Below are 22,649 nucleotides of genomic sequence, written 5' to 3' on the forward strand. Positions count from 1 at the left end.
TTGTGAAAATCTGCGTAATAGGCTTAGGGCACATTGGCCTCCCTACTTCCGCCATGTTTGCGAAACATGGCGCTGAAGTAGTGGGGATCGATATTAATCCAGATGTTGTAGAAATGTTGAATCAAGGTAAAATTTATATCGAGGAACCCGGACTGGAGGAAGTTGTTAAAAAAGTGGTAGAAGAGGGAAGATTTCGTGCTTCATTAGAGCCTGAGGAAGCAGATGCTTTTATTATTTCTGTTCCAACGCCAAATAATGAAGATGAATATAAATCCTGCGATTTAACGTATGTTTTAAATGCTACAAAGAGGGTTCTTTCTTATACAAAGCCAGGGAATGTAATTATTATAGAATCTACAATTGCTCCACGAAGTATAGATGATTATGTGCGGCCTTTAGTAGAGAAAGCTGGTTTTAAAGTGGGGGAAGATGTATATTTAGCTCATTGCCCAGAGAGGGTTCTCCCAGGAAGTATTTTGAAAGAGCTGGTCTATAATAATCGTATTATCGGTGGAGCAACACCAACTTGTGCTCTAAAGGGAGCAAAGGTATATAAAACATTTGTACAGGGTGAAATTATTTTAACAGATGCAAAAACAGCTGAAATGTCTAAACTAATGGAGAATACTTTCCGAGATGTGAATATTGCCCTCTCTAATGAGTTAACAAAAATATGTAATTCATTAGGGATTAATGTATTAGATGTAATTAAGATGGCTAATAAACATCCGCGTGTAAATCTGCATCAACCAGGGCCAGGAGTAGGTGGACATTGCTTGGCAGTCGACCCTTATTTTATTGTTGCTAAGACGCCTGAATTAGCTGGAATTATTAATTTATCACGAAAAACCAACTCATCTATGCCACATTATGTAGTTCAATGTATTCGTGAACTACTGCATGATATTGAAAAACCTAAAGTAGCAGTGTTTGGGGCTGCCTATAAAGCAGATGTTGATGATATGCGGGAAAGCCCAGCAATGGAAGTGATTTCAATACTAACACAAGAAGGCTTTGAAATTTCAATTCATGATCCACATATCAAATCTGGCGGCTATCATTTTGTTTCTGCAGAAGAAGCAGCTGCAGAAGCTCACTTATTACTCGTATTAACAGATCATAGTGAATTTAAAAAAATCAATTATAATTCTATTGCTAGTAAGATGGCGAATCCACTATTGTTTGATACACGAAATTGTCTGAGCCCAGAAATGATTTGCTCAATGCAGATTGTAAATTTTGGGAATTTACATAAACGGATTGAAGCTAAAAAAGCGGTATTAGTATGAATGCGGTAAGTGCCATTGTTAAAGAGCATAAAAATAACTTGTATATGATAGGAAGGTTGTCTATTTATGAATTAAAGACAGCTTATGTAGGTAATAGACTAGGTTTGGTATGGATGATATTAAATCCACTTATCCAAGTAATCATATATTGGCTCGTATTTGGTTTAGGAATTCGAGGGGGGGCACCAATTCAAGGTGTTTCCTTCTTTGTATGGTTAATATGCGGACTTATTCCTTGGTTCTATATTGGAACAGGAATTACACAAGGTTCAAATGCGATACGTTCTAGGTTGGCGATTGTGTCGAAGATGAACTTTCCTTTAAGCGTTATTCCGACATATGTGATAATCACTCAATTGTACACTCATTTTATTCTAGTAATTGTTTTAATGACTATAGTATCCATAAGCCATGGACTATTTGCGGTCTCTATAGTGGGTCTCATTTATTTTAGTTTTACGGCTACCTGCTTTCTTTTAGCACTGTCGTTTATTACTTCTACTTTATCGACCATTGTTAAGGATATTCAATATCTAGTTCAATCGATTAATCGGATGTTGTTTTTTATAACGCCAATTATGTGGACAATGAGTGATCATACTCCCCATTTTCTAAGAGTGCTTATAGAAATAAATCCGTTTTACTACATTGTTGAGGGATATCGAAAATCACTATTGTGGGGGGATATCAGCATGATATTTTCTTTAAAGACGCTATATCTTTGGGTCGTTACATTGGGGATGTTTGTCCTTGGCTCAATACTGCATGTAAGGTTTAGGAAGTATTTTGTGGACTATTTATAAAAGGTGAATATCTAAATGACTTATAAAGTTAGGTTTAAACAAGTAACCAAAAATTTTAGATTGTACACAAAAAGCTCGGAGAAAATTATGGATTTGTTTTCAATCCGAAGAAAAGGGACATTCCACTGTGCTTTAAATGAAGTATCTTTTGATCTTAAGGAAGGAGAAGTTGTTGGAGTAATTGGATTAAATGGTTCAGGTAAGAGTACATTATCTAATCTACTTGCAGGTGTGACGATACCGACAAAAGGAGAAGTTGAAGTTAATGGTTCCGCTGCATTGATTGCTATTTCTTCAGGATTGAATAATCAATTAACGGGTCTAGATAACATAGAATTAAAAGGGTTAATGATGGGGTTAACAAAGCAGCAAATTAAAGAGATAACACCGAAAGTTATTGAATTTGCAGAATTGGGGAAATTTATTCACCAGCCAGTTAAGGTGTACTCGAGTGGAATGAAGGCAAGACTTGGTTTTGCAATTTCTGTTCATATAAATCCAGACATCTTAGTAATTGATGAAGCCTTGTCTGTAGGGGATCAGTCGTTTACGAATAAATGTCTGGCCAAAATCAATGAATTTAAAAATAACGGAAAGACGATTTTATTTGTCAGCCATTCTATATCCCAAATCCAAATTTTTTGTGAAAAGGTGATATGGCTTCATTATGGTAAAATAATGGAGTTTGGCGCAGTTGACGATGTTCTTAAAAAGTATACCGAGTTTTTAATAGCTTACAATAAGTTATCAAGTCAAGAAAAGCAAAAGATACGTGAAGAACATTGGGGCGTTAGTTAGTATTTTAATATACAATGTACTTTTATTCAGAGATTTCAATTACAATCCCAAATTTAAAAATTGGCGTTAACTCCGCAAATTTTGAATTGTCATAGATATGTGATTCATTACAAACACCACAGAGTGTTGTTCAATTACATATCTATTTCAAAATACATACTATTCTAATGAGGTGAAAGAGAGAGATGAAATTACAGAAGAAAATCGTTGTATCTACTGTGGCAGCGAGCTTAGCCTTAGGTACACTTACAGGTTTGCCGCTCAGCAGTAAAGGTTTGCAAGAAGCTTTAGGTGTTAACGTGGCATATGCGGCCGTTAACTCGGTTGATGATGCTATCGGTGTGGCAGCACGCAGATTGGGTGCAATTAATGATCAACTGCAAGGAAAAGGAAGTGCCGGTCCTATTAAAGGGGCGGAGGAAGTATCTAATGTACAGCAGAAACTGGCTGTATTAAAAGGTGAAAAGGCAACGCATATTATTGATAATGTTTGGGAAGGCAAGTTGGATAAGTACGGAGTAGATAAGGAAGATGCCTTAGACTTGTTTATTTCACTTGCACAAGTCGCATATGGTAATGCTGAAGAACTCCAACGTTTTAGCAGTAAGGGAGATTTATTGCAAGTGCTTAAATCAATTGACAAGGATTTATCATTTGAAGATGTCAAGGGGTTTGCAGATGCTGCCTTTGGAACAGCGCTAAACAAAGAAAATTTATTAACTATTATCGACGAGTTTGAGAAAAATGGACTTGACTCAGTAATGACTATGCTGAAGTCCCAAATTCAAGGTTTTATTGACAATAATACAAATAATCGAGTTGCCAAATTGTTTAAGGATTCTAATGTGTCCTTTACCGATCTGGAAAATGTGAAAAAGAATATGGCTGAAGCTATCGGAGATAGCTATCAACCTGCAACAAATGCCATCATTGTTGCTGCAGCACGAAACGAATTGGCATTGGCTGAGGCAAATGGTGAACGTATTAATTTAGCATTCAAGCTGAAAACTAATCATCCGAAAGCCGTGGAGATATCCAACTATCTGTCTACCGCTACGGCAAAAACAAAGATAAATAAACATATCAAATGGAAGCTTGAAGATGAGTCTAAATTGGTTATTAATGAAAATAACGTTGTAGCAGCTAAAGCGGATGTTTCCCCGGGTACGTACACAACAAATGTAATCGCGACCGTTTATGGAACAAGATTGAATGAACAAGTCGTATTGAAAGAATTGGTGACCGTTGTTAAACCTGACACTGGAGGCCCAGTTAATCCAGGCATTCCTGGTGGCGGCGGTGGTGGCGGTGGCGGCACTGCGGGTGGCACTTCAGGTGGAGGAGGAACTGTAACTTCTGCTGATAAGGTTTTACCGGACTTCTCTAAAGCGATAGATGAATTCAAGAAGTCATCTTTGGAATTAAGCGCTAGATTCGCTCAAGCTCTTGAAAAAATCTCTACTTTGGATGTTTCTTCTTTAGTTAAGATGGAGAACGGCAAAGCCGTGTTGCAATTGAGCGACGAACAAGTGAAGAAAAATGTTGAAGCTGTGAAGAAGGCATATGATCAGTTGGTGGCGGAAGCTAAGCTCATCGATTCCGGATTTAAAGCTCCTAATCTGCAGCTTACCTTGAATGTAGGCAACACAGAAAAAGACGCTGTTGATATTAAACTTAGCAAATATCTGTTTGAGACTATTGCTGCCAATGAAATCACGAGCATCAATATACTCGCAAATGGTGCATCTATCGCTGTGCCATCGAATTGGATGAAGGCTGATGCCGTATTAACCATTGTGAAAGAGCAAGCTTCTGTTGCTTCCAATGTCACTCCGTTGCCGCTAGTATCTGATGTTTATACCTTTAAAGTAACGGTTGATGGTAAAGAAGTTGGAAACTTCGATAAAAAGGTAACTATTAAGTTGCCACTCGTGAAATCAGATGGTTTGGAACAAGAATTGTTTACGATGGCACAAATCGAGCAAGGTAAATTTACTGCTATTAGCGGTAAGGTCGTGAATAAAGCATTTGAAAAAATGCAAGCTTCACTATCTACCTATGTAGTTGTCGAGAACAAAGTTCAATTCAACGATATTAACAGTGTCCGTGCTTGGGCAGGCCGACAAATCGAAGTAATTGCTTCCAAAGGCATTATCGAGGGCAAAGGCGATGGCAAATATGATCCTAAAGCAGATGTGACTCGGGCGGAATTTGCAAAAATGATCGTGAAGTCCTTAGAGCTGGAAAACCGCTCGGCTGCACAAAACTTCAAGGATGTGACTCAACAATCGTGGGCGTCCCAATACATTGCGGCTGCCTCCGAACAAGGTATTATTAAAGGCGTTGGTAATGGCAACTTCAATCCGAACGCTAAAATCACGCGTGCAGAGATGTCTGCAATGATTGCAAGAGCTATGCAATCGACAAAACAAGTGAATTCTGCGGATGATGCTGTCCTTAATACATTTACAGATGCGGCATCCATCCCAAGTTCGTTGAAGGCCGACGTCGCTGTAGCTGTGAAGGAAGGCATCGTCATCGGTAGCGATGGAAAGTTTAACCCTCAAGGTAAGGCTACTCGTGCAGAAGCTGCAGTTATGATTTATCGATTGATGAAATAAAGGCATTAACAGTTGAATCCTCTTCTCATTTTTATGGGAAGAGGATCTTTAGTTTTGTGAATCACACGTAAAGTAAAGTTTTTAATACTATTTGAAGCAGGTGAGTTCTGTGTTGAAAAAAGGAATTCGAATTAGAATTGTTAATAAAATTGTCCTCTTATGTATTATAAGTTTGTTGGCGAATGTATCCATTGCAGCTGCATCAACTAAAACAGACAATATACCTGTAACCGTACTTCCGGTTCATTATCAGTTCAATGGGGTTGAATACGCTCCATCTAAAGAACAGCATAGTTTCCTTTACAACAATTCAGTCTATGTTCCTCTGCGATTTGTTGCGAACAGTTTAAACAAAACTGTACGTTGGGACGCAGCCACCAAGACAGTGACTGTACGTGAGCCAAATGCCAGTGAGCAACTACTTATTGAAGAATACAAATTGAATGCGGCAGTTCGTAATACAGGTCAAGTAGCTAAGACCGATGTTAAGGATGCCGTGAAGAAATTAACTGTGAATGTTGCACAAATAACTTACATTTTTGACGGAAAGACAGTCAAGCCTAAAGCAGAATTGCCAGGACTAATTACTAAAGGAACAGTATATGTACCAGTTCGCTTCTTCTCCGAGGCACTCGGTAATGAAGTGAAGTGGGAAAAGAAAACGAATACGGTATTTGCGAATACGCCCGAACATTCAAAAAATCAAGATCAAAAGGATGAGTCGACGAAACCAGCAGACAAATCCAATCAGCTATCTACAGGTACAACGAAAGAGGAACAGAAGGGTAATAACGGCGGGCAGTCTGGTAATGTAACAGCTCCAAATAATCCAAGCACCCCAAGCAACCCGAGCAACCCGAGCAACCCGAGCAACCCGAGTGATCCGATCACTCCAACCAAAACGTATGATTCTATCGTGAACGATGCGGAGAAGAAATTATATTCATTGCAATCCAAAGCGGAAAGCTCGTTGTTGGAAATAGCAAAAAAATATATAAATGAAAAAGATAGTACTGAAAAAGAACGCCTCAAAAACGAGGGAATTAATGAGTTTGATTCTTTTAAAAATCAATTTGAGTCTATTATTAATGAGACACAGCAACAATTATCCTCGAATGGATATAATACAAATATCATCAACTCATATCAAAAAGAATTCGACCGTCAAGTTGAGTTGGGCAAGAAAATTCTAGACGGCATGTTATAATGTTTGTTCATGAACCCCCGTATGGCAGGCAGGATTGATTCTAGTCCTGCCTGCTCTCTACATTTTCATTACACTTGCATCCTTACCCTTCTCCCCCACCCTTACACACTCTAATGAGAAAACGCCCTATAAACTGACAGCAAGCGTCTGAGTTCTAATATGATGAAACGAATAAACTAAGGGCTCTAATTGCACAATGCAACTTCACATACAGCAACGTGATCAGCAGACAACACAGAACATGTGCCGCTGGTCACGTTTTTTTATTGTGAATAAATATAAAAACCATTGTATTTATATAAATTAAGTCGTATAATGATACATAATTATTCAGTTGGAGCGTATATTTTTGTGAATAAAGGGAATGGAGAGAGCGGCATGGGGAACGAAAAGAAGGTGAACGTGGCTATCGTTGGCTCGACGGGCTATGGTGGTGTGGAGTTGATACGGCTGTTGTTGAATCATCCGAACGTGAATATTGCTTCGGTCATTTCCGCTTCAAGCGCGGGCGCGCCGATTGCGGACGGATTCCCGCATTTGAACGAAATTATGTGCGATACGTTGGACGGCGTGAATGCGGAGGAGATACGAAGGAAAGCGGATGTGGTGTTCACGGCCACCCCTTCTGGCGTTAGCGGCAAGCTTGTGCCTGAGCTTATCGATGCAGGGCTAACCGTTATTGATTTGTCCGGTGATTTCCGCATCAAGGACGGAGCAGTATACACGGCATGGTATAAGCATGAAGCTCCGCAAGCCGAGCTGCTGGAGGAAGCGCCATACGGCTTATGCGAGCTGTATGCAGATAGCGGGTATGCACAGGGCCAGCGCATTATCTCCAATCCAGGCTGTTATCCGACGGCGACGCTGTTGGGTCTGGCCCCTGCCGTGAAGGCGGGTTGGATTGATCCAGCGAGTCTGATCATTGATGCGAAGTCTGGCGTATCGGGAGCGGGCCGTGGTGTAAACTTAGGCGTGCACTATGCAGAATTGAACGAAAATTTCAAAGCGTACAAAGTCAATAAGCATCAGCATATCCCAGAAATCGAGCAGACGTTGAGCGAAGTGGCGGGGACTCCAGTCACCGTGACGTTCACGACACAGTTGATGCCGATGACACGCGGTATTATGTGCACGATGTACGCTTCATTAACCGGAAATTATTCAGAACAGGACTTTATTTCATTATATAAAGAGCATTATGCGGGGCGGCGCTTTGTACGCATTCGACCACAAGGCCAATGGCCGGCGACGAAGGAAGTGTTCGGCTCGAACTACTGCGATATCGGATTCGCGGTGGATGAGCGCACGAAGCGGGTAACGGTCATTTCCGTCATCGATAACGTGGTGAAGGGAGCGGCTGGGCAGGCGATTCAGAACCTGAACCTAATGATGGGCTGGGACGAAGCGCTAGGGCTGCAGTTGACGCCGGTATATCCTTAGTAGTGAGACATATGGCGATAACATGAACAACCCAACCTATACCATTTTGAAAAAAGAAGGTCGATGTCTTATGGGAAAACATAAACACGCAACAATGACTATGGAACGCCAGTTCGAGATTATAGAAGGGTCGGTCACGACTCCGCAAGGATTCCGGGCAAGCGGTCTGCATTGCGGATTGAAGAAGTCGTCGCGCAACGACATCGGCGCGATTGTATGCGAGGTGCCGGCTGTCGCGGCGGCGGTATATACGACGAATGCGTTCCAAGCGGCGCCGCTGGCGGTGACGAGAGCGAGCTTGGCTGCAGAAGGCAAGCTGCGAGCGGTGCTGGTGAACAGCGGCAATGCCAACGCATGCACGGGCAAGCAGGGAGAAGCGGACGCATACCGCATGCGCAGCGCCTTCGCGGAGCAGATCGGGGTTGCGCCGCATTACGTTGCGGTCGCGTCAACCGGCGTCATTGGCGAGCCGCTCAAGATGGATTGCATCGAGCGGGGCATCGCAGAGCTTCCGGCAGGATTGACGGCAGCGGGCGAAGGCGCGGAGCAGTTCGCGCAGGCGATATTGACGACGGATCTGGTGAAGAAGGAAGCGTGCGCGGTCGTTACCGTTGACGGCAAGCTGGTAACGATTGCCGGATCGGCGAAAGGTTCGGGGATGATTCACCCGAATATGGCGACGATGCTCGGCTTCGTTACGACGGACGCCGTCATTGAGCAGGAAGCGTTGGCGGCGCTGTTGAAGCGCACGACCGATGCGACCTTCAACATGATTACCGTCGATGGCGATACGAGCACGAACGACATGCTGCTCGCGATGGCGAGCGGACTTGCCGGACATGAGACGCTGCAGGAGAGCCATTCCGATTGGAACGCGTTCGCTGAAGCGTTCCAATACGTATGCGAGCAGTTGGCCAAGGCGATTGCGCGCGATGGGGAAGGCGCGACGAAGCTCATTGAAGTACGCATCGCTGGCGCGGCTTCGAATGAGGCGGCGAGCGCGATTGCGAAGTCGATCGTCGGCTCCAGCCTGGTCAAATCGGCCGTATTCGGAGCGGATGCGAACTGGGGCCGCGTCATTGCGGCCATTGGATATTCCGGACAGCAGGTGAATGTGGACACCGTCGACATTCAGGTTGGACCGATCGCAGTGCTGAGCCAATCGACGCCGGTAGCTTTTGATGAAGAAGAGGCGCTTGCTTACTTGAAGGGGGATACGGTCGTGTTTCACGTAAATCTCCATATGGGTACAGGCGCAGCGACTGCTTGGGGCTGTGACTTAACGTATGACTACGTCCGCATTAATGCGGCTTATCGGACATAAAGCCTGAGGGCTCAGACGAGTGCAAGAATCGATGTTGAAAGACATCGTGAGATGCTTCGTGATGAAAGGTGAGGAGGGGGACGGAACGATGCGCACTGTATCGGAACAGGATAAATCATCGGCGCTGTCCGTCCAGACGAAGCGGTTCGTCATGAAATGCGGCGGCAGCACGCTCGCGGCATTGCCGGATTCCTTCTACGGACAATTACAGCAGCTGCAGGAAGAAGGCACGATGCCAGTTATCGTGCATGGCGGCGGTCCGGCAATATCAAGCATGCTGGATAAGCTAGGCATCGAGTCCGAGTTTATCGGAGGTCTCCGCAAAACAGATGAGGCCGTGCTGGATGTTGTCGAGATGGTGTTGGCGGGCCAGATTAACAAGCAAATCGTGCGGCGGCTGAACGGTATAGGTGCTGCATCTATAGGCTTATCCGGCATAGACGGCGGTTTGATTCAAGCACGGCCGGTAGCGAATGCTGCGGAGGTCGGTTATGTAGGCGATGTGACGCAGGTCAACGCTGGATTGATTGAAGGGATGATGGCACTGCAATATATGCCGGTTATCGCACCCATCGGGCTCGATAACAACGGACAGCGCTACAACATCAATGCCGACACGGCAGCCGGTGCGGTGGCCGCTCATCTCGGTGTAAAGCAACTGCTGGTCATTACGGACGTACCGGGCATTATGAAGACGGAACAGGGCGTTAAGGCTGTCCTGCCTGTCGTCACGACATCTGAAATCGAAGCGATGATTGCAAGCGGTGAAATATATGGCGGAATGATTCCGAAGGTGCGCGCGGCTATGCAATGCATGGAGGGCGGCGTGAAGGAAGTCGTTATCGCAGACGGAGCCGAGCCGAATGTGCTGCGGCGCATTATGGCAGGAGAAGCCATCGGCACGAGAATCGTACGAGTGCGTGAGCAAAAGAGGGCTTTTTGAACAACTTCTACAAGGATGATAAAGGGGTGAATGTAGTGTTAAAGCCAAATGATACCGTAACAAACGCTTTGCTGCCAACCTATGCGCGCTTCCCGATGACGCTCGTCAAGGGAGAGGGAAGCCGATTGTGGGATGACCGAGGCAACATGTATTTGGACTTTATGAGCGGCATTGCCGTCACGAATCTGGGGCATGCGCCGGAACGGGTCAAGGCGCGAGTGCAGCAGCAGCTGGATACGCTGTGGCACGTGTCGAACCTGTTCCGCATTCCGCAGCAGGAGCAGGCAGCCGAGCTGCTGACGGCAAATACGTGCGCAGATGCGGTCTTCTTCTGCAACAGCGGCGCGGAGGCGAACGAGGCAGCTATTAAGCTGGCCCGCCGTTACCATGCGAAGGTGGCGCAGTCCGGACGCAGCGAAATCATCACCTTCGAGCAGTCGTTCCACGGCCGCACGCTGGCGACGCTGACGGCAACGGGGCAGGATAAGGTGAAGGACGGCTTTGCGCCGCTGCCTGCTGGATTCCGGTCCGTGCCGTTCAACGATATCGCGGCGCTGAAGGATGCCGTGAACGAGCAGACGGCGGCCATCATGCTGGAAATCGTGCAAGGCGAGGGCGGCGTGCTGCCGATTAAAGCGGCGTTCGCGGCAGAAGTCGCACAGCTCTGCGAAGCGAATGGCATCCTGCTTATCGTGGACGAGGTGCAGACGGGCATGGGCCGCACAGGGGCGCTGTTCGCGCATGAGCATTATGGCTTGAAGCCGGACATTTTCACGGTGGCCAAAGGGCTCGGCAGCGGCTTCCCCGTAGGAGCGATGCTGGCACAGGAGCATCTGCGCGAAGCGTTCGGTCCGGGAAGCCATGGCTCGACATTCGGCGGCAACCCGCTGGCGATGTCGGCGGTGCTCGGTACATTGGAGACGATGCTGGAAGACAAGGTCGCGGTGCGTGCGGCGGAAAAAGGGACCTATCTGTTGAACGCGCTGCGCGTGAAGCTGAGCGATGTGCCCGGTGTCAAGGACATTCGCGGAATTGGACTTCTGATTGGCATCGAGTGTCATGAGCCGGTGAGCGACCTCATTACGGAAGCGCAGGGAGCCGGACTGTTGTTCATCAGTGCCGGACCGAACGTCATCCGCTTGCTGCCGAACTTGCTTGTGACCGAGGAAGATATGGATGAAGCCGTCGATATCATTCACACGGTTTTGGCGAAGCGATCTGCTGCTGTAGCCTCGATCTCATAGATATCAGGCCGGATCTTAAACTATCGGACATCATTTCGAAGCTTCACCTAAATAGATACTCAAGCTTGAACAACCCCGGAGGTGGGATTATGACGACAACACAAACCAAGATTGATTTGCGCGGGCGCGACTTTATCGCGTTGGCTGACTATACGACAGAAGAAATCCAATATTTGCTTGACTACGCCATTGAACTGAAACGGAAGCAGAAGGCGGGCGAGACCTATCAACCGCTGAAGGGCAAGACGTTGGGAATGATTTTTGAAAAATCATCCACCCGCACTCGCGTTTCGTTCGAAGTGGGCATGTACCAGCTCGGAGGGCACGCTCTGTTCCTCAGCAAGAATGACCTCCAGCTTGGTCGCGGCGAAACGGTATGGGATACGGCGCAGACGATGTCGCGCTACTTGGACGGCATTATGATTCGGACGTACGCGCATCGCACGGTCATCGATTTGGCACGCGGCGCGACGATTCCGGTCATTAACGGTTTGACGGATATGAATCATCCGTGTCAAGCGTTGGCCGATTACCAGACCGTGCTCGAGAAGAAGGGCAAGCTGCAAGGGCTGAAGCTGGCTTATATCGGAGACGGCAACAATATGGCACACTCGCTCATGCTGGGCGCAAGCAAGCTTGGCGTGAACATTGCGGTCGCTTCACCGGAAGGATATACGCCCGATGAGGGTATTGTGAAGCAATGCAAGGAGCAGGCCGGGGCATTCGGTTCCGATGTTCTCGTGACGCAGGATCCGAAGGAAGCGATCGCGGATGCTGATGTCGTATACACGGATGTCTGGGCGAGCATGGGCTTCGAATCGGAGCAGCAGCATCGCGAGATGGCGTTCCGCCATTTTCAGGTGAACGAGGAGCTGACGCGCTATGCGAAGCCGGATTACCTCTTTTTGCACTGCTTGCCTGCGCACCGCGGCGAGGAAGTGAGCGAAGGCGTCATCGATGGCAAGCATTCCGTTATTTTCGACCAAGCAGAAAATCGACTGCATGCGCAGAAGGCGATTATGGCCGCGCTGATGGGTTAACAGGGATGAGATATGAATCTAGCAGGATGAGAATTGCGAACAGCGAACGGGGGAAATACGATGGCGAAGAACAAGATTGTGCTGGCCTACTCGGGCGGGCTTGATACATCGGTCATTTTAACATGGCTCAAAGAAACATATGATGCGGAAATCATCACCTTCACAGCGGATATCGGTCAGAAAGAAGAGTTGGACGGCTTGGAGGAAAAGGCGATTGCGACCGGTGCCTCTAAAGTATATATTGATGATTTGCGTGACGAATTTGCGCGCGATTTCATCTATCCGATGTTCCAGGCGGGGGCGCTTTACGAGGGGCAATATTTGCTCGGTACGAGCATCGCGCGTCCGCTTATCGCGAAGCGCATGGTTGACATTGCCCGCAAAGAAGGGGCGATCGCGATTGCCCATGGCGCCACTGGCAAGGGCAACGACCAAGTTCGCTTCGAATTGACGGCGGCATCGCTTGCGCCGGATATTCAAGTGATCGCGCCGTGGCGTTCGGAGGAATTCCGTGCGCAGTTCCCGGGCCGCGCGGAAATGATCGCCTATGCCGAGAAGCATGGCATCCCGGTGCAGGCTTCCGCCGCGAAATCTTATTCGATGGACCGCAATTTGCTGCACATCAGCTTCGAGAGCGGAGTGCTAGAAGACCCATGGTTCGATGCCAGCGCAGATGCGAGCAAGGATATGTATGTGCTGAGCGTATCGCCGGAGGATGCCCCAAATGAGGCGGAAATGGTGGAGCTTGCGTTCGAGCAGGGCGATTGCGTTGCCATCAACGGCGAGCAGATGTCGCCGCTGCAGGTGATGGAGACGTTGAACGAGCTTGGCGGCAAGCACGGCATCGGCCGCATCGACATGGTGGAGAACCGCTTCGTCGGCATGAAGAGCCGCGGCGTGTATGAGACACCGGGCGGCACGATCTTGTTCACGGCTCACCGCAAGATGGAATCGTTGACGATGGACCGCGAGGTCATGCACCTGCGCGATTCGCTCATTCCGCAGTACAGCTCGATTGTGTACAACGGCTTCTGGTTCGCGCCGGAGCGCCTTGCCATTCAAGCGCTCGTCGCCGAGAGCCAGAAGCATGTGACGGGTACAGTGCGTCTCAAGCTGTACAAAGGCAACATCATTGGAGCGGGTGTACAGAGTCCGCTTAGCTTATACAATCCGGATATCGCCACGATGGAGGCAGATCCATCGCAAGTGTATGATCAGAATGACGCCACCGGCTTCATCCATCTGCACGCGCTGCGCCTGAAGGTAGCTTCCGGCGTTCACGGCACGAGCGTTCATGGAGCGAAGCTGGAGCAAGTGAAAGTGGAAGTGTAACGGAAAGACATACAGACATGCGCGGGAGGCGATTCCTTAAGCGACAATCCCAATCCCGCCGCCTTCATTGGAAGGCAGCGGGACGCGCATGGTGAGGAGGAAACGACGTGAGCAAATTGTGGGGCGGCCGGTTCACGAAGCAGACGGACCAGTTGGTGGAGCAGTATACGGCGTCCATCACTTTTGATAAAGAGATGGCGGAAGAAGACATTCAAGGCAGCCTTGCCCACGTGACGATGTTAGGCAAGTGCGGCATTTTGCCGCAGGATGATGTCGAAACGATTAAAGAAGGCTTGCATCAGGTGATGAATCGGATCCAGAGCGGGGACATGAATTATTCCGTCTCCGATGAAGATATCCATATGAATATCGAGAAGACGCTGATCGACCTGATCGGTCCGGTCGGGGGCAAGCTCCATACGGGCCGCAGCCGCAACGATCAGGTGGCGACCGACATGCACTTGTATTTGCGCAAGCGGGTCGTCACGTTCGCCGGCTTGCTGGTACAACTGCAGGAAGCGCTCTTGAAGCAGGCAAAGGCCAATCTGGATACGATTGTGCCTGGCTATACGCATTTGCAGCGGGCGCAGCCGATTCTGTTCGCCCATCATCTGATGGCGTATGTGTCCATGTTCGAGCGGGACATCGAGCGTCTGACGGACAGCTACAAGCGCATCAATACGCTGCCGCTTGGCGCAGGAGCTCTCGCGGGCACGACCTTCGCCATCGACCGCCATTTCGTGGCGGAAGAGCTCGGCTTCGAGCGGGTCTACGAGAACAGCTTGGATGCGGTGAGCGACCGGGATTTCATTGTGGAATTCCTGTCGAATGCCTCGCTCATCATGATGCATTTGTCCCGCTTGTGCGAGGAGCTGGTACTCTGGTCGAGCACCGAGTTCCAATTTATCGAGCTAGACGATGCATTCTGCACCGGTTCGAGCATTATGCCGCAGAAGAAAAACCCGGACGTGGCGGAGCTTGTCCGCGGCAAAACCGGACGCGTGTACGGCCATCTCGTCGGCATGCTGACCGTGCTGAAGGCGCTCCCGCTTGCCTACAATAAAGATATGCAGGAAGACAAGGAAGGCATGCTCGATACAGTGGAGACGCTGGATGGCGCATTGCGTCTGTTCGCTCCGATGGTAGAGACAATGAAAGTGAACCGCGACCGGATGCGTCAAGCGGTGCGCCAAGACTTCTCCAATGCGACGGACATTGCGGACTTCCTCGTGAACAAGGGCATGCCGTTCCGTCAGGCGCACGAGGTCATTGGCAAGACAGTTCTCTATTGCATCGAGCAGAACAAATACTTGCTCGACCTGTCGCTAGACGAGTTCCAGCAGTTCTCTCCGCTGTTCGACGAAGTCATTTACGAGGTGCTTCAGCCCGAAAATGTCGTCAATGCGCGCAACGTCTTCGGCGGAACCGCCTCGGTTCAAGTGGAAGCGGCTATTGGCCGGGCGGAACAGGCGATGGTGCAGTCGAACGCATGGCTAAAAGAGAAGGCAGCAGCGAATTCGCTGAAATAAAGCTCGTTCCCAGTAGAGCGGTTGAATCGAAACCTGCTGCACGAAAAAGAGCATGCGCGTTAATAGCGTCCTGTGAGGCGCTGACGCGTTTGCTCTTTTTGTATTCCGCACTTTTCACAATTCCATCATTTGCCTACATATGTAAACTTGTGTATAATTGACAAAAGCGCTTGCGCTTTACTCAATTTCATAAGGAGGGATGTCCATGCCTCAACCGAAGTACGTCACCGACATCGACAAGATTACTCAGTTGCCCGAGACGGAAAGGAAACGGCTTAAGGAGATCACAGAGAAATTTGTATTCCGCGTTAACGACTATTATTTGAACTTAATTGATTGGAACGACCCCGATGACCCGATACGGAAGCTGGTTATACCGAATACGGGCGAGCTTCAAGAGTACGGTCGCTGGGATGCCTCAGACGAGGACACGAACTACGTCGTTCCCGGCTGCCAGCACAAGTATGGCACGACCGCACTGCTTATCGTGTCAGAAGTATGCGGCGCCTACTGCCGATACTGCTTCCGCAAACGTTTATTCCGCAACGATGTCAAAGAAGCGATGTCCGATGTGAATCCGGGCCTAGCTTACATTGCCGAACACCCCGAAATCAACAATGTCCTGTTAACCGGTGGAGACAGCTTAATTCTTGCCACCCCCAAGCTGCGCATGATTTTTGAACGCTTACGTGCCATTCCACATGTGAAGGTTATTCGCCTAGGCTCCAAGCTGCCTGTATTTAATCCGATGCGCATCTATGAAGACGAGCAATTGCTAGAAACGATTCGAGAATTCTCTACCCCTGATAACCGCATTTATGTTATGGCGCATATCAATCATCCCAGAGAGATTACTCCGGAAGCCAAGCGTGGCTTCGAGGCGCTCCATCAAGCGGGCGCGATCGTCGTCAACCAGACGCCGGTGTTGCGCGGAATTAACGACAATGCCGACGTGCTCGGCGAACTGCTCGATAAGCTGTCCTGGGCTGGCGTGACCCCCTATTATTTCTTTATTAACCGTCCGGTGGCGGGAAACAGCGAGTTCGTGTTGCCTCTTCAAGACGTATACCGTCTCGTGGAGGAAGCGAAGTCCAAGACGTCTGGACTAGGTAAAAGAGTGCGGTTATCCATGAGCCACACGTCGGGCAAGATTGAAATCTTGGCGATAGAGGATGGGAAAGCGTATCTGAAGTATCACCAATCCCGTGATGGGAATTACGGCAAGTTCATGGTGCTCGACTGTCCCGCTGATGCCGCCTGGTTCGACGATATGCCGGGCAATGAGCAGTATTGGACGCCACCGCAAAAAAAATCGGAGGACATCGTTTCAGTGAACGCGCTTCCTGATATGCCACAGCGGCGAACGAGGAGGGATGCGTAATGCAACGTTCTGTACCGCCGGTAAGCCAAGCGGCAGCACCTAACGCCTCCCCGGAGCAAGGCTCGGAAGAAGAGGCGCCCCCCATTATTAATGCAGACGGGGTCTTTCAAGAAATGCAGCGCAACGCTGTAGAATACCTTCGTCTGCAATTTACCGACATGTTCGGTGCCATGAAGCAGCTCATCGTGCATCGTGACGAGGCAAAAGCGGCTTTGGAGGGAAAAGTGTTGTTTGACGGTTCATCGGTCAAAGGGTACGGCGGCGTAGATCGCTCTGATCTCGCCTTGCATCCGGATCCAACTTCATTCCATGTGGAGACGTGGCACGTGAAGGCCACACGCATTGCGTCGGTATATTGCGACGTACGGACCGTAGACGGAGATCGTGCGCCGGGGTGTACACGCAGCATGCTCCGTGAAGTGATAAGTGAAGCGAATCAGATGGGCTATTCTTATCATATCGGCGTAGAGGGCGAATTTTTCCTCTATCCGCTGGATGAACAAGGTGTACCGATGCCGGAGACGCATGACCAGGGAGGTTATTTCGACCCTTTTCCCCTGGATCGCGGAGAAGAAGCGAAGCTGGAACTGCTGCAAGAGATGAGGAAGCAGGGCTTTCAATTGGAAGCCTCGCATCACGAAGTGGCTCCCGGTCAGCACGAGATTAACTTCCGCTTTGGCGAAGCGCTCATGATTGCTGACCGTTGGCAGACGTTCAAGCAGCTGACGAAGCAAGTGGCGATACGCAATGGGCTGCATGCGACCTTTATGCCGAAGCCGATGAGCGGTCATAATGGCAACGCGCTGCATTGCAATCAATCGTTGCAGCAGAAGGGGGGCGGCAACGCGTTCCATGACCCGGAGTCGCGGACTGAACTTAGCGATACGGCTTTGCATTTTGTCGCCGGCCTGCTGAACCATGCGAAGGGGATGGCTGCAATTTCGAATCCGATCGTCAATTCTTACAAGCGGCTGCTACCGGGATATGAAGCGCCGACGCACATCACATGGTCGGGCAGCAATCGCACCGCTCTAATCCGCATTCCAGCGGCACGCGGTGCCGGGACGCGGGTGGAATATCGTCCGCCGGATCCAACGGCCAATCCGTATCTCCTGTTCGCCATCATGCTGAAGTCAGGCTTGGAAGGCATTCGGAATCGGGAAGCTCCGCCGGAGGAAGCGAAGGGCGACCTTCACGCGCTGGCAGAGCAAGACCGTTCCAATTGGGCTGCATATCCACGCGATCTGTACGAAGCGCTGCAGCATATGGAGCAAGATGCGCTTGTCCGGGATGTGATGGGCAAGGAAGCGATGCAAGAGTATGTCTCGGAAAAATACCGGGAGTACGACAGTTATGCGGCGGAAGTGCACGATTGGGAGATGACGACGTATTTCCGCAGCTTCTGAGCACAAGGACGGCGTAGGGCGTGACCCACAAGAGGATGGCGTTTCAGCCATTCTCTTGTTTTTACTCGCATCTGACCAACTGAAAAAAATGCGGTGAAATTATGTGCTTTTCAGTTTGCGCTGCAGGATGTAATATATCTGTAAAGCCGTGTGCATACAGCTTCAGCGGCGTTGTCGAATATACTAGGAGATAGGGGCGGGTGATCCAATGGAATTTCCGTCTCGTCAAGATTTCGAACTGCTGTCCAAGGAGCAGCGAATCGAGACGATTAAAGCATTGCGCCTTCATTATCGCATTGTCGAGATGGCGCACAATTTCGGATTCAACAATTCATCTTCCTACTATGCGTGGCTAAAAAAACAAGACATCTATGAAGAGCTGTGCGGCAAAAGAGAGCTGCATAAGGCCGAACTGCCAACGCCAGAGCGAACCATGGAAAAGTATCAGCAAGAGCGAGCAATGAACATGTACCGACAAGAGAGATTTATGGACATGCATCGGAACGAGAAGACTGTGGAATCCGGTCCGCAAGCACAGGTGAACGCCAGTGCCGATACCGTCAGCTTCAAGTATAACCTCTCGTTGAATGGTTCCGACGCCGCCAATCTTCTTCGGAAAATTGCAGCCTACATCGAAGATGATGCCCAGCTCTTTACGGTAGAAGTGGAAGTCACCAGAAATTCTGCAAAGCACGACGAATAAATGCCGATTGGTTCAACGTCGGCAGCGAAAAGCCCTTCGGATTACTGGCTGGTCATGGCCGTAATGCCGCAGGGCTTTTTGTGCTGCGCGGAAAAATCGTGTTAGTGATACTCATCCGGTTCGCTCTTCTCCTTTTCTAAGAGAAAAAGCAGGGCTGAAACCGCATCCCTTTATCTCATCCATTGGATTTTGTGCAATGAAAAGAGCACGTAACCCTCTTTACGTTAAGCTTCATTGGAAAGCATCCAATGCGATTCCATCATTTTTCACTTATTTCGCAGTTTTCGTTGAAAAGTAGCCAAACCCATTGGATCAAATACAGTCTACATAACGTTTAGCCGCTCCATCCCGGCTGTCTGCTGTATATTTTCCATTGGGGCTGCTGTGGCCGCGAAAAACAAGAAACGGATATAACATCAACATGCGAAGCAGCAAAACACTTTCGCAGAGAGGGAAGTTTAATCATTCAACTTATATAGAATGCTCGTAGTGAGGGGAAAGCAACGCTTCGTACTCCGATTTAAGCATGTCGTAATACACTAAATCCTCGAAGCGATCCCATTTCAGGACGTGCTCGCGGAACATTCCCTCCTGTTTCATGCCGAGCTTTTCGATCACTTTGGCCGAGGCCGGATTGCTGGTCATTGCCGCTGCCCACATTTTGTGGAGCCCCAAGAACCCGAAGCCGAATGCCATAACACGCCCTGCCGCCTCCGTAGCAAAGCCCTGCCCAGTATGGCTTTCCGACAAAATAGGCCAATTCTCCCCGCCGATAATGGCTGGCGATGCTGTATAGTAGATTCGGAAAAAGCAAGGGGGTTATTCTAATGGTTACTGGAAATCAGGTCCGTTGACGCCATCTTCCAAAATCGGGCCTTGCTCTTGCTTAGGATTGGCCGGCGGGTCCGAAGTTCCCGTATTGACGGCAACGAGCGTCGGCTGCGGTCTATACGTATCCACTGCGATACGCTGGCGTTCGACTTGTTTGCCGTTCATAAGCTTAATGCGGTATGATTCGACGACATATCCCTTCTTGCCCCGCTGCAACGTTTCGTGTCCGCCGACGGGCAGATCCGCATTTTTCACATATTTAATCGCAGGCTCCAACACCTTCACCGTCTTGGTCTCCATTTTGTAAGACACATTTGAATCCATCGTGCCGAAAAATTTAATCGAGAGACGATTATTTTCAGCAGTGGTACGGATGAGCAGATGCTTGCCGGTCGTATTTTTAAATTTGAAATTAATATATCCTTGCGAGAAGGTCGCATCGAGTCCAATCGGCAAATACGATACCGGCAGGGAATGATTGCGCCGTTCGACAATTTCAAGTCCAGTGCGCAGCACTGCGTTGTATAGCGTGCTCGACACTTGGCAGATGCCGCCCCCGATTCCCGGAACGAGCTTGCCGTTATAAATGACGGGAGCTTCCTTGAAGCCGTACTTCTTCTCCGTTTCTGCGATAACTTTGTCGTAGTCGAACACGTCTCCCGGCTTCAACACCATGTCGTCAATCGTCTTCGCCGCTGACATGACGTTGTGCGTCCGCCCGTCTTCCGCTTGCACGAAGCTCGTCGAGAACTCGACGATTTTCCGTTCAATGCCTTCTGCCTTTAATGATGCCATCGTCACCGGCGGCTCGCTCATGACAAGCGGAACTTCAATCGCAATCGTTTGCCCTTCATGCCAAGTATGTGGGATAGCAGCTCGTATAAGCTGCTCCATCTGCATGCGATCAATGCGATATACCGTTTTCTCAGGCGTATACTGAACCTGATCGCCATCTGCAATTTTCCGCATGGCATTGACGGGTTTCCCGAACGACTTCGTTTCCCACCCTGGCGTCAAGCGTTCCTTCCATACATTTTCCCTCCAGTGAAAGCGAAGCGTCCATTCCTTAGGGAATTTCCATCTGGCTTTGATGCGATCTAGGAGAGAGCCTTCCTGCAGTCGCTGCAATGCGATCAGGATTTCGCCAGCGTCGTATTGAACCCCGAGTTTAGATAGTGTCGTTTTGACTGGGTCCACGCCAGATCTCCCAAATGTAAAGATGAACGGAGTACGCTCCAGCTGTTGGATACGCTCGCTCAGCTCCTGACGGAATCCTTCAATAGATTGTCCACTGACATCCCATGATGAAAGACGTACCTGAGGTGGTATCGTAGCCTGTGAGGCGTAGCTATGCCCCCATCCCCACAGTGCGCTAACGGCTAACAGAAGCGAGGCGAGGATGATAAACAGTGCATGTATTTTTTTCAAAGCAATGCCTCCTGCATTAAAAAAGTGAAAAATCAATCTTTTTTCACTATATGCGCGGGGTTAGGCAAACTTTACTTGGAAAGCGATTGGGATGCTTACCGGGGTGGACAAGACGGCTTTTTCATCCTTGATTTTGTTTTCATAAACTATATTTATCTGCTGTGTTTTTTTAAAAACTCAATTGTTTTCCCTAACGTTTGTTCAGCATGCGGGGAGGTGAAATCAAATTGATACTCATGTCCTAATTCGGGATTGGTCCCGTCAAATAGAACACTTTCCACTTCCACATTATTCTTTGTTAGAACGTTTATCAGATCTGCTGAATGTGGCGCCAGAGGATCGACATCACCAACTGTCAGAAAGACAGGCGGGTAATCAGGTGTTATCTGTTTGACCGTAGACATCTCATCCAATCTAGAGAAAGAGGCGAAATCCTTTACTCCTGTATATGACCAAAATACCGTCTGAATCCCAATTTTTAGTACTAAAGATGACGGAGGATAACTCATTCTATCCATATTAAAAACCCCACAATATAAAAGAACCCCTTTTAGCTGTTTTTTATCGACATGAGGGTGAATATCCATAGACTTTGCTAGTTCTTCATTAGATATAACCGCAACGGTTTGACTGGCGATTTGAGCACCCGCCGAATCGCCTCCAATGAACAATCGATTCATATCGCCTCCATATCGCGCAATATTGTTCTGCAGGTATTTCAGCGCTCGATTGGCTTGAATGATTGGACCTGGATATTTCTGCCCCGGCGCAATGGCATAGTTTATATTTGCCACTACAAATCCCTCGTTGGCTAGTGCCATTCCATATTCTTGCGTTTGTTCTTTACTGCCTGATACAAACCCGCCTCCATGTATCCACATGATAACAGGGAGATCAGTGGCAGCATTCTTCGGATAATAGATATCTAAAAGGCTATTCTCAATTCCGTCCTTATCATAAACAATATCTTTTTCGACATTAACTTGTTTTATTATGGTTTCAATGTTTTGAGGCGATGCAAAGGGTTTTGCTTCGAAAAGTTGTTTGATTAGTAATGCGTTGATCGCAGGCGTAAACTGACCAATTATGAATATGAGCAATATAGGAATAACAAGGATAGAGATAACAGAGATAGGAATCATCCATCGTTTTTTCTGATAAAACCTTTTCTTTTTCTTCATTCGAATCAACCTTTCCTTTCTAGTTGTTACTATTACTATTTAGCTTGTTAGTTGATCCCGCTAACGCAAGTATTGAGAATGTAACATAACTAGAATGACCATTTAAAATCGTAATAAACCTGAAGGATTCATTTATGGTTCGATCGACA

At 48.3% G+C, this 22,649-nt stretch carries 17 protein-coding genes and 1 pseudogene; 15 read left to right on the top strand and 3 right to left on the bottom strand.

Going from position 1 to position 22,649, the window contains the following annotated elements; translation table 11 throughout:
- The first annotated feature begins 2 nt into the window (after nt 1–2).
- The 15 genes and pseudogenes from M3650_RS09080 to M3650_RS09150 all read left to right on the top strand — a co-directional run bounded on the left by M3650_RS09080 (nt 3) and on the right by M3650_RS09150 (nt 19,060).
- Entirely contained in the window at nt 3–1,289 is a 1,287-nt protein-coding gene (locus M3650_RS09080) for a nucleotide sugar dehydrogenase (RefSeq protein ID WP_251573977.1), read from the top strand.
- On the top strand, nt 1,286–2,092 hold the full coding sequence (locus M3650_RS09085) for an ABC transporter permease (RefSeq protein ID WP_251573980.1): 807 nt from the start codon (nt 1,286–1,288) through the stop codon (nt 2,090–2,092). Before M3650_RS09080 ends, M3650_RS09085 begins: the two co-directional genes overlap by 4 nt.
- A 15-nt stretch (nt 2,093–2,107) precedes the next feature.
- Nucleotides 2,108–2,872: pseudogene (tagH, locus tag M3650_RS09090) on the top strand (teichoic acids export ABC transporter ATP-binding subunit TagH); the annotation flags it as partial.
- 203 nt (nt 2,873–3,075) lie between these two features.
- Nucleotides 3,076–5,511 carry an S-layer homology domain-containing protein gene (locus tag M3650_RS09095; protein ID WP_251573982.1) on the top strand — a complete coding sequence of 812 codons (2,436 nt, stop codon included), beginning with the start codon at nt 3,076–3,078 and terminating at the stop codon, nt 5,509–5,511.
- A 112-nt stretch (nt 5,512–5,623) separates the two neighbouring features.
- Nucleotides 5,624–6,718 (top strand): copper amine oxidase N-terminal domain-containing protein, encoded by a 1,095-nt coding sequence (locus M3650_RS09100; protein ID WP_251573984.1) that lies wholly within the window; start codon nt 5,624–5,626, stop codon nt 6,716–6,718.
- Between the two features lie 378 nt (nt 6,719–7,096).
- Entirely contained in the window at nt 7,097–8,158 is a 1,062-nt protein-coding gene (gene argC / locus M3650_RS09105) for an N-acetyl-gamma-glutamyl-phosphate reductase (protein ID WP_251574181.1), read from the top strand.
- Nucleotides 8,159–8,228: 70 nt separating this feature from the next.
- Nucleotides 8,229–9,482, top strand: coding sequence for a bifunctional glutamate N-acetyltransferase/amino-acid acetyltransferase ArgJ (gene argJ / locus M3650_RS09110; RefSeq protein WP_251573987.1), 1,254 nt, complete (start codon nt 8,229–8,231; stop codon nt 9,480–9,482).
- Between the two features lie 88 nt (nt 9,483–9,570).
- A complete protein-coding gene (argB, locus tag M3650_RS09115; protein ID WP_251574183.1) occupies nt 9,571–10,425 on the top strand; it encodes an acetylglutamate kinase in 855 nt (284 codons plus the stop codon).
- Between the two features lie 26 nt (nt 10,426–10,451).
- Nucleotides 10,452–11,669: an acetylornithine transaminase gene (locus tag M3650_RS09120; RefSeq protein WP_311295058.1), complete on the top strand. Its 1,218-nt coding sequence runs from the start codon at nt 10,452–10,454 to the stop codon at nt 11,667–11,669.
- An 89-nt stretch (nt 11,670–11,758) separates the two neighbouring features.
- Nucleotides 11,759–12,709, top strand: a complete 951-nt coding sequence (argF, locus tag M3650_RS09125; RefSeq protein ID WP_251573989.1) for an ornithine carbamoyltransferase — start codon at nt 11,759–11,761, stop codon at nt 12,707–12,709.
- Nucleotides 12,710–12,769: 60 nt separating this feature from the next.
- A complete protein-coding gene (locus M3650_RS09130) occupies nt 12,770–14,041 on the top strand; it encodes an argininosuccinate synthase (RefSeq protein WP_251573991.1) in 1,272 nt (423 codons plus the stop codon).
- A gap of 107 nt (nt 14,042–14,148) precedes the next feature.
- Nucleotides 14,149–15,570, top strand: a complete 1,422-nt coding sequence (argH, locus tag M3650_RS09135; RefSeq protein ID WP_251573998.1) for an argininosuccinate lyase — start codon at nt 14,149–14,151, stop codon at nt 15,568–15,570.
- A gap of 205 nt (nt 15,571–15,775) precedes the next feature.
- Nucleotides 15,776–16,951 (top strand): KamA family radical SAM protein, encoded by a 1,176-nt coding sequence (locus M3650_RS09140; RefSeq protein WP_019424746.1) that lies wholly within the window; start codon nt 15,776–15,778, stop codon nt 16,949–16,951.
- Nucleotides 16,951–18,357: a glutamine synthetase family protein gene (locus M3650_RS09145; RefSeq protein WP_251574001.1), complete on the top strand. Its 1,407-nt coding sequence runs from the start codon at nt 16,951–16,953 to the stop codon at nt 18,355–18,357. The genes M3650_RS09140 and M3650_RS09145 overlap by 1 nt, the downstream gene beginning before the upstream one ends.
- 208 nt (nt 18,358–18,565) lie before the next feature.
- Entirely contained in the window at nt 18,566–19,060 is a 495-nt protein-coding gene (locus M3650_RS09150; protein WP_251574003.1) for a hypothetical protein, read from the top strand.
- Between the two features lie 471 nt (nt 19,061–19,531).
- Here M3650_RS09150 and M3650_RS09155 read toward each other — a convergent pair whose 3' ends face one another.
- From M3650_RS09155 to M3650_RS09165, 3 genes are all read right to left on the bottom strand, one after another.
- Nucleotides 19,532–19,810, bottom strand: a complete 279-nt coding sequence (locus M3650_RS09155) for a GNAT family N-acetyltransferase (RefSeq protein WP_251574011.1) — start codon at nt 19,808–19,810, stop codon at nt 19,532–19,534.
- Between the two features lie 81 nt (nt 19,811–19,891).
- Nucleotides 19,892–21,319: a VanW family protein gene (locus M3650_RS09160; RefSeq protein ID WP_251574013.1), complete on the bottom strand. Its 1,428-nt coding sequence runs from the start codon at nt 21,317–21,319 to the stop codon at nt 19,892–19,894.
- A 152-nt stretch (nt 21,320–21,471) separates the two neighbouring features.
- Entirely contained in the window at nt 21,472–22,500 is a 1,029-nt protein-coding gene (locus M3650_RS09165; protein WP_251574015.1) for an alpha/beta hydrolase, read from the bottom strand.
- Between the last annotated feature and the right edge of the window lie 149 nt (nt 22,501–22,649).

The organism is Paenibacillus sp. MER TA 81-3 (genome assembly GCF_023713585.1).
Taxonomy (GTDB): domain Bacteria; phylum Bacillota; class Bacilli; order Paenibacillales; family Paenibacillaceae; genus Paenibacillus_B; species Paenibacillus_B profundus.